13 protein-coding genes are annotated in these 13,688 nt (G+C 69.1%); 8 read left to right on the plus strand and 5 right to left on the minus strand.

The genetic code is table 11. From position 1 onward, the window contains the following. Positions 1-134: 134 nt before the first annotated feature. Positions 135-1,352, minus strand: a complete 1,218-nt coding sequence (locus ACP93_RS10320) for a glycoside hydrolase family 30 protein (RefSeq protein WP_048490592.1) — start codon at positions 1,350-1,352, stop codon at positions 135-137. A 335-nt stretch (positions 1,353-1,687) separates the two neighbouring features. Between ACP93_RS10320 and ACP93_RS10325 the strand changes: the two genes are divergently transcribed. The 3 genes from ACP93_RS10325 to ACP93_RS10335 all read left to right on the plus strand — a co-directional run bounded on the left by ACP93_RS10325 (position 1,688) and on the right by ACP93_RS10335 (position 4,758). After that, positions 1,688-3,775 (plus strand): beta-galactosidase, encoded by a 2,088-nt coding sequence (locus ACP93_RS10325; RefSeq protein ID WP_048490637.1) that lies wholly within the window; start codon positions 1,688-1,690, stop codon positions 3,773-3,775. A gap of 190 nt (positions 3,776-3,965) precedes the next feature. After that, complete coding sequence (locus tag ACP93_RS10330) at positions 3,966-4,304, plus strand: DUF3817 domain-containing protein (protein WP_228136009.1); 339 nt, start codon at positions 3,966-3,968, stop codon at positions 4,302-4,304. 112 nt (positions 4,305-4,416) lie between these two features. Next, the gene (locus ACP93_RS10335) at positions 4,417-4,758 is read left to right on the plus strand and encodes a hypothetical protein (RefSeq protein ID WP_228136004.1); all 342 of its coding nucleotides are present in this window, start codon (positions 4,417-4,419) and stop codon (positions 4,756-4,758) included. A 27-nt stretch (positions 4,759-4,785) separates the two neighbouring features. On the opposite strand, the gene ACP93_RS10340 is transcribed toward ACP93_RS10335, so the two are convergent. Both ACP93_RS10340 and ACP93_RS10345 read right to left on the minus strand, forming a co-directional pair. Further along, positions 4,786-5,877 carry a DUF1615 domain-containing protein gene (locus ACP93_RS10340; RefSeq protein ID WP_048490595.1) on the minus strand — a complete coding sequence of 364 codons (1,092 nt, stop codon included), beginning with the start codon at positions 5,875-5,877 and terminating at the stop codon, positions 4,786-4,788. Positions 5,878-5,942: 65 nt separating this feature from the next. Then, positions 5,943-6,776 (minus strand): NAD(P)H-dependent oxidoreductase, encoded by an 834-nt coding sequence (locus ACP93_RS10345; RefSeq protein WP_048490596.1) that lies wholly within the window; start codon positions 6,774-6,776, stop codon positions 5,943-5,945. 84 nt (positions 6,777-6,860) lie between these two features. Between ACP93_RS10345 and ACP93_RS10350 the strand changes: the two genes are divergently transcribed. Then, the gene (locus ACP93_RS10350) at positions 6,861-7,754 is read left to right on the plus strand and encodes a LysR family transcriptional regulator (RefSeq protein WP_048490597.1); all 894 of its coding nucleotides are present in this window, start codon (positions 6,861-6,863) and stop codon (positions 7,752-7,754) included. Between the two features lie 21 nt (positions 7,755-7,775). Here ACP93_RS10350 and ACP93_RS10355 read toward each other — a convergent pair whose 3' ends face one another. After that, entirely contained in the window at positions 7,776-8,612 is an 837-nt protein-coding gene (locus tag ACP93_RS10355) for a class I SAM-dependent methyltransferase (RefSeq protein WP_048490598.1), read from the minus strand. Between the two features lie 331 nt (positions 8,613-8,943). On the opposite strand from ACP93_RS10355, the gene ACP93_RS10360 reads away from it, so the two are divergent. The 4 genes from ACP93_RS10360 (at position 8,944) to ACP93_RS10375 (ending at position 13,066) form a co-directional block, all read left to right on the plus strand. Beyond that, positions 8,944-9,819 carry a DMT family transporter gene (locus ACP93_RS10360; RefSeq protein WP_048490599.1) on the plus strand — a complete coding sequence of 292 codons (876 nt, stop codon included), beginning with the start codon at positions 8,944-8,946 and terminating at the stop codon, positions 9,817-9,819. Positions 9,820-10,003: 184 nt separating this feature from the next. Beyond that, on the plus strand, positions 10,004-10,369 hold the full coding sequence (locus ACP93_RS10365; RefSeq protein WP_048490600.1) for a hypothetical protein: 366 nt from the start codon (positions 10,004-10,006) through the stop codon (positions 10,367-10,369). Between the two features lie 138 nt (positions 10,370-10,507). Further along, a complete protein-coding gene (gene cycA / locus ACP93_RS10370) occupies positions 10,508-11,878 on the plus strand; it encodes a D-serine/D-alanine/glycine transporter (RefSeq protein ID WP_048490601.1) in 1,371 nt (456 codons plus the stop codon). Between the two features lie 267 nt (positions 11,879-12,145). Further along, positions 12,146-13,066 carry a CorA family divalent cation transporter gene (locus ACP93_RS10375; protein ID WP_048490602.1) on the plus strand — a complete coding sequence of 307 codons (921 nt, stop codon included), beginning with the start codon at positions 12,146-12,148 and terminating at the stop codon, positions 13,064-13,066. Between the two features lie 15 nt (positions 13,067-13,081). On the opposite strand, the gene ACP93_RS10380 is transcribed toward ACP93_RS10375, so the two are convergent. After that, positions 13,082-13,438, minus strand: a complete 357-nt coding sequence (locus tag ACP93_RS10380; protein ID WP_048490603.1) for a hypothetical protein — start codon at positions 13,436-13,438, stop codon at positions 13,082-13,084. Between the last annotated feature and the right edge of the window lie 250 nt (positions 13,439-13,688).

Here is a 13,688-nt window from a genome sequence, read left to right on the forward strand (position 1 = left end):
TCGGCTGCGTGTCGCGTGCCTTCGCGCAAGGCGCGGCGCCGTACCGACGCGAGAACACAGCCTGTAAAAAAAGAGACCCGCGGCAGCGCTCAGCTGCCGCGGGTCGATCTTACTGATTCACGCAATCGCGCAGGTCACTCGCCGACCAACGTAGCCACACTCTGCGGGTCGACATAAAGCACGGTCTGCCCCGAGGCGACGCTGTACTTGCCGCCGTAGCCGACGTTGAGGCTGGACGAGGTGCTGTACTTGGTGAACGCGGTGGCGCTGCCGGCGGGCACGCGCACGGTGATCTGCCGATGCTGGGTACCGGTATTGACCACGACCAGGGCCAGCTTGCCGTTCGGGGTCTTGTAGGCACTGACGGCGACATCGCTGTACGGCGCGGCGGTGGCGCCGATGCGCACCGAACCCGGGCGCACGAAGCGCGCGAACTGCGACATCACATACCCGCGCTTGCTCACCGTGCCGTTCTCGGCGATCAGCCCGTAGCTGCGACGGATGTACCACCAGATGTAGCCGCTGTAGTTGGCGAGCATGCTGTTGTGCAGCTCGCTGCCCACGCCGAGCGCCGACGGCCAGGCGTTGCCGTCGGTGTTGTCGGTGTAGTGCTCGGTCATCCACAGCTGCTTGCCCTTGCTGCGCGCCAGCGGGTAGTCCTTGGGCTGCACGCCGTACAGGTGCCCGCCGACGATGGACAGGTACTGGGCGGCGCTGCTGTTGAGCACCGGGTCGGTCAGTGCCGGGTTGAAGCCCAGCGACTCGGCGGCGAGCAGCTTGAACTTGCCGAACTTCGCGCCCTGCGCCGTGATGAAATTGAGGAAGTCGGTGCCGTTCCAGTCGCCCGATTCGTAATCCGGATGCCAGTCCGGCTCGTTCTGCAGCGACAGGGCGTAGATCGGCGCCCCCTTGCTGTCCATGTAGGCGGTGAAGTCCAGCAGGTGCTTGGCGTAGGCGTCGTAGTACTGCGACAGCAGCTTGCCGCCATTGTTGAGGGTGTTGTTCGATTTCATGTAGGCCGGCGCCGACCACGGCGTGGCCAGCAGCACCGCGCCGTGCGCGCGTGCCCGCACTGCCGACGGCACCTGCTGGCTCCAGCCGGCACTGGACGGATCGATGCGCATGCGCATGATCGACAGGCCGATCTGCCCCGTGTCGCTGCCGAACGCCAGGTCGACCTGGGCCGGGGTGAGGTCGGCAATCCAGCCGGCGCCGTTCATGCCGCCGAAGCCCTGGATGGTCTGGTGGACCTCGTTCGGGTTGACGGTGACGGTCTGCGCCAGGGCGGCGCCGGCCGGGAACAGCGTGGCGGCCACGGCGAGCAGGGTGCCGAGCAAGCGAGGGGTCTTCATGGAGCTTCCAGGGGGTGGGGGAGGCGTGACCCTAGCCAGCGCAGATGACCATTTCAATGTCGCGATCGTCCAAACCCGGCAAGTGAGACCGGGGACGCAGCCCGAGCGCAACCGTGTCCTCAGTCCACGTCGGCACGCGTGCCGCGCTGGTTGATGCATGGCAGCGCGGGTGCATTCTGCGTTGCAGCGTGAGGAGCGGCTGTCCAATTGTGCGCAGTTGCGCGCGCAAACGCCGCAAGATGCACAAGTGCCAACACGGCAAAACTGCGCACAATGCAGATGCCGGCAAGATTCGGGGGGCGTGCCGGCGTTTCCTCTTGCGAAGGATGTTGCGCATGCCACTGTTCCGTATTCCGCAACGCTGCGGCGTTGCGCTGTTCGCTGCGATGCTGCTGGTCGCGCTCTGCCTGCCGCCGTTGGCGCAGGCCCAGGCCACCCGCTATCGCGACGCCGCGCCGTTGCTGCTCGGCGTGGCCTGGTATCCGGAGCAATGGCCGGAGGCGCAGTGGGAACACGACCTAGCGCTGATGCAGGCGGCGCACGTGCGCGTGGTGCGGATCGGCGAGTTCGCCTGGAGCCGGATGGAGCCACGCGAAGGGCAGTACGATTTCGAATGGATGGACCGTGCCATCGCCGCCGCCGCGCGCCATGGCATGGTGGTGGTGCTGGGCACGCCGACCGCGGCGCCGCCGGCGTGGTTGACCCAGGCCTATCCGGACACCTTGCGGGTCAGCCAGGACGGCGTGCGCGACGAGCACGGCAACCGCCAGCAGTTCTCCTTCGCCAGCACCCGCTACCGGCGCTTCGCGCATGCCATCGCCGAACAGATGGCGCAGCGCTACGGGCACAACCCGCACGTGGTCGGCTGGCAACTGGACAACGAATACGCGCAGTCCTCGTTCGATCCAGAGGCCAAGGCGCAGTTCCATGCCTGGCTGCAGCGCAAGTACGGCAGCATCGATGCGCTGAACCAGCGCTGGGCCACGGCGTACTGGAGCCAGACGTACAACGATTTCGCGCAGATCCCGGTACGCGAGGACGAGGAGAACCCGGCGTTGCTGCTGGAGTGGAAGCGCTTCGTCAGCGACACCTGGACCGACTACTCGCGCAACCAGATCGAGGCGATCCGTCCGCATGCCGATCCGCGCCAGTTCATCACCACCAACACCATGGGTTGGTTCGCCGGCTTCGATGCCTACACCGTGCACGGCGTGCTCGACATCGCCGCCTGGGACGACTACGTCGCCGGCGAGCGCTACGACTGGGTGGACAATGCGGCGCGCCACGATCTCACCCGCGGCTACAAGCAGCGCAATTACTGGGTGATGGAAACCCAGCCGGGCTTCGTCAACTGGCGCGCGACCAACGTGGCGTTGCGCAAGGGCCAGGTGCGGGCGATGGCCTGGCAGGCGGTGGCGCATGGCGCCGATGCGGTGTCGTACTGGCAGTGGCGCGCGGCGCCCAACGGGCAGGAGGAGTACCACGGCACCCTGGTCGGCGCCGATGGCGCGCCGATGCCGGTGTACGCGGAAATCCAGCAGGTTGGTGCGGAGTTCGCCAAGGCCGGGCCGGCGCTGGCCGGCACCACGCCGCAGGCGCAGGTGGCGCTGATCAACGACTTCGACAGCCGCTGGGCGATCGGTTTCCAGAAGCACGCGGCCGACTTCGATCCGGTCGTGCAGATGAAGAGCTTCTACCGGCCGCTGCGGCAGCAGGCGCAGGTGGTCGACGTGGTCTCGGCGATGGCGCCGCTGGAGCGCTACAGGTTGGTGGTGGCGCCGGCGCTGAACGTGCTGACCGAGGCGCAGGCGCAGCGGCTGAAGGCCTATGTCGAGCACGGCGGTCACTTGGTGCTGGGGCCGCGCAGCGGCATGAAGAACATCGACAACGGCCTGCATCCGCAGCGCCAGCCCGGCCCGCTGGCGGCATTGCTGGGCGGGCGCGTGGAGCAGTTCTATGCGCTGGACAAGCCGATCCCGCTGGTCGGTGCGGGCGCCGACGGCAGCGCCAAAATCTGGGCCGAACAGTTGCAGGCCACTGCCGCCGACACCACCGCGCCGCTGCAGTACGGCACGGCCAATGGCTGGCTCGACGGCGCTCCGGCGCTGCTGACCCGGCGCGTCGGCAAGGGCCGCATCAGCTATGTCGGCGGCTGGTTCGACGACGCCACGCTGGATCGCCTCACCGGCGACTGGCTGCGCGATGCCGGGGTGCAGGCGCCGCTGGCCGACGTGCCGGAGGATGTGGAAGTGGGCGTGCGCAGCGACGGCGCGCGCCGCATCGTGGTGTTGATCAACCACGGCACCGCCGCGCACGCCGTGCGGCTGCCGGCCTCGATGCGTTCGCTGCTGGGGCCTACGCCGAGCAGCGACACGGTGCAACTGGCGCCCGACGACGTGGCGGTGCTGGAACAGCGCCGCTGAGGACTGCGGCGGTGCGCTGCGGCGCATGGCCGGCCACGCAATGACGGATTGGTGCGGGCAGCGCGTCTGGCTCGGCCGCGTCGCGCCTGCGGGCCAAGCGCGAAGACACGCTCTACAATGCAGGTGCCAGCGGGCGTCGCCGCCGCCATCGCGTCGCGGCCTCGTTCCCTTACTGGAGTCGCGCGTGTCCTTGTCTTCTTCTCGTCCGTTGTCGCCAGTGGGCCGGCTGTTCGCCGTCGCCGCTGTGTTCGAAGGCCTGACCTGGGCCGGCCTGTTGCTTGGCATGCTGCTCAAGTACGGCACCCAGACCACCGAATTGGGCGTGTGGCTGTTCGGCCGCCTGCATGGTGTGGCGTTCCTGCTGTATGTGGTCGCCAGCCTGATCGCGGCGCTGCGCCTGCGCTGGCCCTGGTGGGCGTGGGCGCTGAGCCTGCTGGCGGCGTTGCCGCCGTTGGTCACGGTGCCGCTGGAACTGTGGTTTCGCCGGATCGGCCTGCTCGGCGCACCGGCGCAACGCGCAGTGCGGTAGCACCGGCAGAGCACTTCGACTGGGGGCGAAGACGCCGCGTCCGCGATTCGTTGCACGCTGCGTTCTACGACGGTCGCTCTAGAATGCAGTCCCCAGTGCAGGCGAGGAGGCCATGGGCAAACGCAAACGACGCCCCCCACAGCCACTGCCGCCAATGCCGACACCCACGCGCCTGCAGCGTCTGGTCGCGCGTCTGGAACGGCCGGTGTTGGTGCTGATGGTCGCGGTCATCGGTGCGAGCGCTGTAGTGAAGCTGTACCTGCTGGCGAACGCGCTGCAGAGCGGCGTGTACATTGGCGTACCGAGAGCCGGGCCGAAACGGATCTATTTGCTGGCGACCGACCCCGGCCACTATTGGTTCTCGATCGCGTGGGACAGCGTGCTCTGCCTGGTGTTGCTGGCACTGGCCATCGCCGCCGGCTGGTCGGTGATGGCATTGCGCAAGCCGAAGTAGCATCGAGCCGGCGAATCATCGCGGCCATCACTTGGCCAGACAACGCTGCCATCGCTCGGCCACGCGCTGCGCGAACCAGGCGGTGGTGAGCTTGCGGGTGATCTTCGGGCTTTCCAGGGCGATGCCCGGCAGCGCCGCGCGCGGCAGCGGCTTGCCGGCATCGCGGTCGGCCAGCGCGAACACCTGGCGATACAGCGCGCTGTCGGCGAAATCCGCATCATTGCCGCGCTGCAACGCGCGACGGATCGTGCGCGCGTCCATGCCCAGTTGCGTACCCAGGCTGCGTGCGGCGCGTTCCGTGGCGCCAGGGGCATCGAGATCGGCACCTGGCGTCAGTAGGTCGCCATCGAGGGCAAGCGAGATGCCGCTGGCCCGGGCCAGCGCGGCCTGGAACGCGGCATTGCGGCTGGCATACCAGCCGGCATTGAAATCGGCGAAGCGGTACAGCATCGCCGCCGCGTTCGGGTAGCCGAGCAGGTGGCGGGTGCCGAACCAGATACCGCCGCGGCGGCTGAACACCGCGTGGCGCACTCCGTCGCTCAGCGGGTACGGGTAGCCATCGGAATGCGCCTGCGCGAAGGCGATGCTCACCTGCATCGGCCCGGCGGTGTGCACCGGGTTGAGATCGCCGAACAGGCGCCGGCCCAGCGGCACGCTGCCGGCGATGTCCTCGAAAATCGTGCTGAGATCCTGCTCGGTGCGTGCGGCGGCGAGACGTTCGGCATAGCTGCGCCCATCCGGCCCGCGCAATTGCAACGCCGCATCCAGCGCGAACGCCGGCACGTGCACCGTCGCCGCGCGCCGCTGCAGTTCCGCCCTTGCGATCTTGCCCAGCCCCGGCACCGGCGGGTTGGTCTGGTAGGTCGATTCCTGTTCGATCACCGCCAGCACCGCGCAGATGCTGTCGGCGCTGGTGGGCAGGTTCTGCGAGGCCAGGGCCACGTAGACGTCATCGGCCCAGCCGCGGCGGTCGGACACCGTCGCCGGGATGCGCCGGGCGATGTCGGCTTTGACCTCGCTGGGCGTGCGCTCGGACATGCGTGGCGCCTGCGTGGCGCAGGCGCCGAGCAAGGCGGCGCTGCACACGGCGAGCAGGCGAACGAAGACGGCGGTGGGCATCGGCGCGGCGGCTCCTGCGGGATGGCGATCGTCTGCATCCTACAGGCGCGGCGTCGGCATCGCGCCTACGCTGCCGGCGACGACGCTGTGCGGTCGGAGATCGTTGTCGCTTGCGCGTCCGCATCGACCACATGGATGCCGAAGCCACTGCGGGCGGGAGCGAGATCCTCCCGCAGCGTCAGCGCCGGGATCGCGTAGTCGCCTGCATTCTGCTTGCGGAACGCGATCGGCGCGGTACTGAACAGCGCATCCAGGCGTTCGCCCAGTGCCGCGCTGGTCTGCGCGAAACGCGCCGCATCCATGCGTCCGCTGCGGTAGACCACGAACGGCGGCAGCACGTCCAACCCGGGGTAGTGCAGGATGCCGTGCTGGATCGGGAACAGCAGGTCGTCGATGGGCCCGTTGATGCCGCGCGGCGCGTAGTGCGATTCCCAGCCGCCGGCGGTGACGATCAGCATCGCGCGCTTGCCGGCCAGCGTGCCTTCGCCGTAGCGGTTGCCCCAGTGCGTGTCGGAATGTTCGCCGACGCCGTAGGCGAAGCCGCAGGCATACACCCGGTCCACCCAGCCCTTGAGGATGGCCGGCATCGAGAACCACCACAGCGGGAACTGCAGCAGCAGCGCATCGGCCCAGCGCAGCTTGTCCTGCTCGGCGGCGATGTCCGCGCGCTGGCGGCCGTTGGCGAAGGCGCGCTGCGAATCACGCGAGGGATCGAAGCGCACCTCTGCGGCGCCGTCCAGGCTGTCCTGCGCGTCGACGGTGGTCTTCCAGCCCATCGCATACAGATCCGACACCTGCACATGGTGGCTGGCGTCGTGCAGGCGCTGCACTACCAACTGCTTGAGGGCGCCATTGAGCGAGGCGGGTTCGGGATGGGCGTAGACCAGCAAGACGTTCATGCGGGTTCTCGGTGAGGAAGGAACTCCACGCTAGGCCGCGCTTCGCTATAGTGGAAATGAATTGCGTTGATAGTCGTTATTGTCATGGTTGATCTGCACCGCCTGGATCTCAATCTGCTGGTGACCCTGGACACGTTGCTCGAGACGCACAACGTGACTTGTGCCGCGGCGCGCCTGCATCTGTCGCAGCCGTCGGTCAGTGTGCACCTGGCCAAGCTGCGCGAGGCGCTGGGCGATCCGCTGCTGCTGCCTGGACCGCGCGGCATGCGTCCCACCGCGCGTGCCGAAGCGCTGCGCGTTCCCTTGCGCGAGGCCTTGCAGGCACTGCAGCAGGCGGTGGCGCCGGACGCGCCGTTCGATCCGGCACGCGCGCAGACGCTGTGGCGAATAGCGGCCAGCGACTACGGCGCCTCCACCGTGCTGCTGCCGGCGATCGCCGCCTTGCGCCGGGTCGCGCCGGAGACCCGGCTGGCGGTGCTGCAGTTGGCGCCGCCGGCGATCGCGCAGCAGGCCGAACAGGGCCAGATCGACCTGGCCCTGCACACCGTTGCCGATTCACCGCCCGGCCTGCGCCGCCGCACGCTGTTCGCCGAGCGCTATGTGCTGGTCGGGCGTGCCGGCCATCCGCGCTTGCGGCGGCGGCCGAGCCTGGCGCAGTTCTGCACGCTCGAGCATGTCATCGTCTCGCCGGACGGCGGCGGTTTCAGCGGCGTCACCGATGCGGCATTGCGCGCGCACGGCCTGCAGCGCCGCGTGGTGCTGTCGGTGCCGCACTTCCAGTTCGTGGTCGCCGCGCTCCAGTGCAGCGACCTGGTGGCGATGCTGCCCGAGCGCCTGGTGCGCGACCAGCCCGGCCTGCGGGTGTGCGCGCCACCGCTGGAACTGCCCGGCTACGAAATGGCCATGCTCTGGCACGAGCGCGTGCACCGCGACCCGGCGCACCGCTGGCTGCGCGAGCACCTCCTGGCGTCGATCTGAAGGGGTGGAGGCGATTTCGCCTCAGCGGCGCGTGGCCAGCACCCCGTCCAGTGCCAGCTGCGCGGCGAAGCCGGCCTTCTCCAGGCGCCTGGCCACCTCGCGCGGCACGTCGCGGCCGCTGGTGAGCTTGTTCGGGCTGCCGGTGTAGTGGAACAGCCGACCGCCGCGGCGCAGCACCCGCGCGAGCTGGTCGTAGAAGGTCTGCGCGTAGAGTTCGCCGGCGATGCCGAAGCGTGGCGGATCGTGCAGGATCGCGTCCATCGACGCGTCGGCAATACCGCCGATGGCGGCGCCGACATCGCCATGGGTCAGCTGCAGGCGACCGTCGCTGGCGGCAGGATCCGGCGACCACGGATTGAGCGTGCGCAGCCACAGCACGTCGGCGTTCTTCTCGAACGAGTGCAGCCGGGCCACGCCGGCCTCCAGCGCGCAGGCGGCGAAATAGCCGAGGCCGCCGCAGGTATCCAGCACCTGCTTGCCACGCGGCTCCACCAGTGCCACCTTGCGCCGTGCGTCCTCGAACGGCGACAGCTGTGCGCTGGGCAACATCTTGATGCCGTCGATCTCGAAGGTCGGCGCACCCCACTCGGTCGGCACCAGCTTGATCAGTGCGCCGCCGAAACGCGACACCGCGGCGAAGTCCTCGCCGTCCCAGTAGTACAGTGTGCGGTCCTTGAGCTTGCCCGGATAGGGGTAAACGCGTCCCTGCCACTGCCAGCGGTCGACACCGAGCAGTGCCTGGCCCTGACTGCGCTCCAGGTCGAGCGAGCCGGACCAGGTGGCGGCGCCGGCATCGCGCGCGGCGAGCAGGGCGGCGGCGAGCGGACGGGTCAGCAGGGGGCCGGAATAGCGGGTCACGTCGGATCTGCCGGCGCCAGGCGCGCGGCACGGGGCTCGGATGCGGGAGCGCATCGTAACCGATGCCTCCGTGCAACCGCATCGCTGGTGCACGTCGTCGTGTGCATGTTCCTGAGGGAAAAGGCGGCGCCGGATGCGGCAAACCGCAGCGCGATGACCACACCGCGCGACGATGCCGGCCAGCAGGGCGGCGGGCGCAACGAACGAGCCGCGCGATTGGAACGCCTGCCATTTCCAGGGCCAACGTGGCGGCAGCGCCACAGCAAAAGAGCGATACTGGCCATCCCCCCCCACGTACGCCGTCGCAGCGCCGCTGCCGGCCAGGATCGCCATGCTCAAGGGTGTGCTGCTCGGTTTCGCTTGTTATGCCGCCTATTCGATCAGCGATGCCTTCGTGAAGGGTCTGGAGGGTTCGCTGCCGGCCTACGAGGTGGTGTTCTTCGGCGCGCTGCTGATGCTCGCCGCGCTGCCGTTCCTGAAGAAGCCGGGCGATCGTTGGCGCGAGGTGGTGGTGGCGCAGCGGCCCAGCATCTGGCTGCTGCGCGCGTTCACCGGTGCGGCCGGCAACCTGTCCGCGGTCACCGCGTTCACCCTGCTGCCGATGGCCGAGGCGTTCGCGCTGATCTTCCTGATGCCGATCTTCGTCACCGTGCTGTCGGTGCTGCTGCTCAAGGAGGAGGTGCGCTGGCGGCGCTGGCTGGCGGTGATCGTCGGCTTCATCGGGGTGCTGGTGGTGCTGCGGCCGGGGTTCCGGCACCTGGGCCAGGGCCATGTCGCGGCGATCGTCTGCGGCCTGGTTGGGGCGGTGTCGGTGATCAGCCTGCGCATGGCCGGGCCCGGCGAGAAGCGCCTGACCCTGTACGGTGCCGGCGTGCTCGGCCCGCTGCTGATGGGCGGGCTGCTGATGCTGCCGACCTTCGTCTGGCCGACCTGGCAGCAGTGGATCCTGCTGGCCGGCTACGGCCTGCTCGCCGGCCTGGCTGCGATCTTCATGATGTACGCCTCGCGCGCGGCGCCGATCAGCGCGGTGGCGCCGACCCAGTACAGCCAGATGCTGTGGGCGATCGGCTTCGGCTACTGGCTGTTCCACGACCACCTTGACTGGCCGATGGCGGTGGGCATCGCGCTGATCCTCGGCGCCGGCCTGTTCACCCTGGTGCGCGAGGAAAAGGTCACGCAGTGGTGGCGGCGCACCAAATTGGTGTGAGCGTCGCTGCCTGAGCCGATCTCGGTCGCCGCCCCGGCACCGATCAGGAAATCGCCGATACGGCCGCGCGTGCAGCGCGGCGATGCTGCCGGTTCATGGACGAGGCAGGGCCGGCGCGCGGCCGCAACGGACCGCTACGGTCGCCGCGCCATCGGACTTTCCTTCATCAAGATCGGAGAATGGCATGACGAACAATGCGATGGGGCAGTTGCTCGACGCCGCGGCCCATGCAGGCGCGACGGGCGCGACGGGCGTGCGGGTGGTGGCGGGCGTGGTCGGGGCGGACGGCGCGGTCCGCAACGGTGCGGGATACACGGTGGCGCACGTCAGCACCGGGCACTACCTGGTGAGCTTCCAGCCGCCGTTCCAGGCGCTGGACGGCGTTTCGGTGACCCAGATCTATCCGGGCGACGGCAGCACCTGCGACAACGCGGTGATCATCCGCCTGGACGCGGGCCAGGTGCTGCTCAAGACCGGCGACGGCGGCGGCAACCAGTCCGACCGCGACTTCAGCTTCGTCGCGATCGGCCAGGGCGGCGCGCTGGCCTGAGCGGCCGCGCCCGTGCGTCCCGGGCGGCATGCGACGCCGTCCGGGGCGCCGCAGGCGCCGCCGACGCGATGCGCGGCTGGCGCGCGCTGCCGCCATCTTCTATGTTTGCAGGCTAACCCCACGCGATGGCCTGCGCCCATGACCGATCCGTCCGCCCAGCCCGACCACCTGCAGCGCAGCCTCTCCAACCGCCACCTGCAGCTGATCGCGATCGGCGGGGCGATCGGCACCGGCCTGTTCATGGGCTCGGGCAAGACCATCAGCCTGGCCGGGCCGTCGATCCTGTTCGTGTACCTGATCATCGGCGTGATGCTGTTCTTCGTGATGCGCGCGATGGGCGAGCTGCTGCTGTCGAACCTGGAGTACAAGTCGTTCATCGACTTCTCCACCGACCTGCTGGGGCCCTGGGCCGGATTCTTCTGCGGCTGGACCTACTGGTTCTGCTGGATCATCACCGCCATCGCCGACGTGATCGCGATCGCCGCCTACGCGCAGTTCTGGTTCCCGACGCTGGCGCCCTGGATCCCGGCGATGCTGTGCGTGCTGTTGTTGCTGGGGTTGAACCTGGTGACGGTGAAGCTGTTCGGCGAAATGGAATTCTGGTTCGCACTCATCAAGATCATCGCGATCTGCGCGCTGATCCTCACCGGCGCCGGCCTGGTCGCCTGGGGCTTCCAGTCGCCGTCCGGGCACGTGGCCTCGCTGGCCAATCTGTGGAACGACGGCGGCATGTTCCCGATGGGGCTGGGCGGGTTCTTCGCCGGCTTCCAGATCGCGGTGTTCGCCTTCGTCGGCATCGAACTGGTCGGCACCACCGCGGCCGAGACCGCCGACCCGCGCCGCAACCTGCCCAAGGCGATCAACTCGATCCCGGTGCGCATTCTGGTGTTCTACGTGCTGGCGCTGGTCGCGATCATGGCGGTGACGCCGTGGCGCGAGGTTGTGCCGGGCAAGAGCCCGTTCGTGGAGCTGTTCGTGCTGGCCGGCGTGCCGGCCGCGGCCAGTCTGATCAACTTCGTGGTGCTGACCTCGGCCACGTCCTCGGCCAACAGCGGCATCTTCTCCACCAGCCGCATGCTCTACGGCCTGGCCGAGGAGCGCCACGCGCCGCGCGGCTTCGCCCGGCTCTCGCGCGCGGCGGTGCCGGCACGCGGACTGCTGTTCTCCTGCGCCTGCCTGCTTGGCGGCACCGTGCTGATGTACCTGATCCCGAACCTGGTCACCGCCTTCACCCTGGTCACCACGCTGGCCGCGGTGCTGTTCATGTTCGTCTGGTCGCTGATCCTGTGCGCCTACATCGCCTACCGGCGCAAGCGCCCGCAGCTGCATGCGGCGTCCGCGTTCAAGATGCCCGGCGGCGTGGTCATGTGCTACGTGTGCCTGGCGTTCTTCGCCTTCGTGCTGGCGCTGCTGACCCTGCAGGCCGATACTCGCCAGGCCTTGTTCGCCAGCCCGGTGTGGTTCCTGCTGCTGGGCGTGGGCTACGCGTTGAAGCGCCGCAGCGCCTAGGGCGTGTCGCCCATTCCCGAGTATGCCGCGCGCCTGCCAGGCCCAACCCGAAGGGCCGCGGTTGCGCGCGCCCGTGGCCGCGTCATCGCTCGGGCGTGGACGCACGTCCACGTCCTCGCTCTTCCTTGCCAGAGGCGCGCGCAATCGCGGCGCGGCATGCTCGGGGATTGATGACACGCCCTAGCCTGAACCGGCGTGCGCGGCGATCGTTGACGCTCCACGCGCGCTGGCGGATGCTCGCGGCCTTTCCCGCGCGAGCCAGTCCCGATGATCACCATCCATCGCTTCGGCGGTACCTCCGACACGCCGGTGTGCTGGGTGGACCTGTGCCGGCCGAGCGAGGCGGACCTGGCCGAGGTCGATAGCAAGGTCGGCTTCGCCGTGCCGACGCGTGCGGCCATCGGCGAGATCGAGTTCAGCAGCCGGGTGCGGGTGGAGGGCGATGTGCTGTTCCTCAACGTGCCGCGCTTCCAGGACGAGGATGGTCCCACCGCGCCGCTGGGTTTTGCGGTGTCGCCGCGGGTGCTGGTGACCCAGCGCGAGCAGCCGATGGCCTCGCTGGACGCGGTGGCCGCGCAGTTGCAGCACAGCCCCTGCCGCAGCAGCGACGATCTGCTGTTGCGGCTGCTCGACGAACTGGTCGGGCGCCTGGCCGATCGCCTGGAAGCGCTGGAGGCGCAGATCACCGAGGCCACGCGTGCCGCGTTCGCCAAGCCGCATGCGCGGCACAAGTCGCGGCACCTGGAGCGGATGCTGCACGACGTCGGCGACATGGGCCGGCGCCTGGGCGGCATGCACAACGCCGGCCATGGCCTGCTGCGCCTGGCCACCTATCTGGACGATGCCGCGCCGGACTGGTTCGGCGAGGACGCGGCCAAGCGCATCGGCCTGTTGCACAAGGATCTGGCCACCCTCATCGAATTCGAGCAGCACCTGGACGACCGCATCGAGTTCCTGCTCGACAGCGTGCTGGGCATGATCAACGTCGACCAGAACAACGTGATGAAGGTGATGGCGGTGGCCTCGGTGGTGGGCATCCCGCCGACGGTGCTGGTGGGCATCTGGGGCATGAACTTCGCGCACATGCCTGAACTGAAATGGCACGACGCCTATTACTGGGCGCTGGGCGTGATCGCGCTGAGCATGCTGGTGCCGCTGGCGTGGTTCCGCCGCCGCGGCTGGGTCTGAGCCAGCCGCATAGGATCACGCCGCGAGGCTGTCTGCCTCTGCGGCCTCCGCCGCATCGTGTTCCTCGCCGCTGACGTGCTGCACCGCGGCGATGTCCCACGACACCGTGTCCGGATCGATCAGGGCGTGGATCGCCGCGCCCTGCAGTTCGCGCATCAGCCGCCGCGCCGACGCGGTGCCGTGCGCCACGCTGTCCCACAGCACCATGTCGACCACGCTGCCGTCGCGGCGGCGGGCGATGCGCCGCGAGCGGAAGCCGGGCTGGCGCTGCAGCCAGGCATCGACTTCGGCATTGGCGCGCAGGAAGGTGCGCCAGGTGCAGTCCAGCAGGCGGAAGGTGGCGATTTCCAGGGCTTCGGTATGGGGGTGCATCGGTCTCTCCTGCGATCTGCGTCGCCCACATGGCGCGCTGGCGGCGACGCGGCAGCGCGACGGCGGGGCATGGGGAAGGGACAGGGCCGTATGGCCGGAACAGGCAGACGGAGGCGGGCGTTCCGGGACGGCGCCGGTACGGGAACCGGCCGACACAGGATGCTGCTGCGCGCGGCGCGCGCGTTAGCGCGATCCAACGGAATTCTTGTACGATCCTGCAAGCCGCGTCGCGCCGTGGTCCGTGCCGGCG

The sequence above is a fragment of the Xanthomonas sp. NCPPB 1128 genome (assembly GCF_001043115.1).
Lineage (GTDB): Bacteria > Pseudomonadota > Gammaproteobacteria > Xanthomonadales > Xanthomonadaceae > Xanthomonas_A.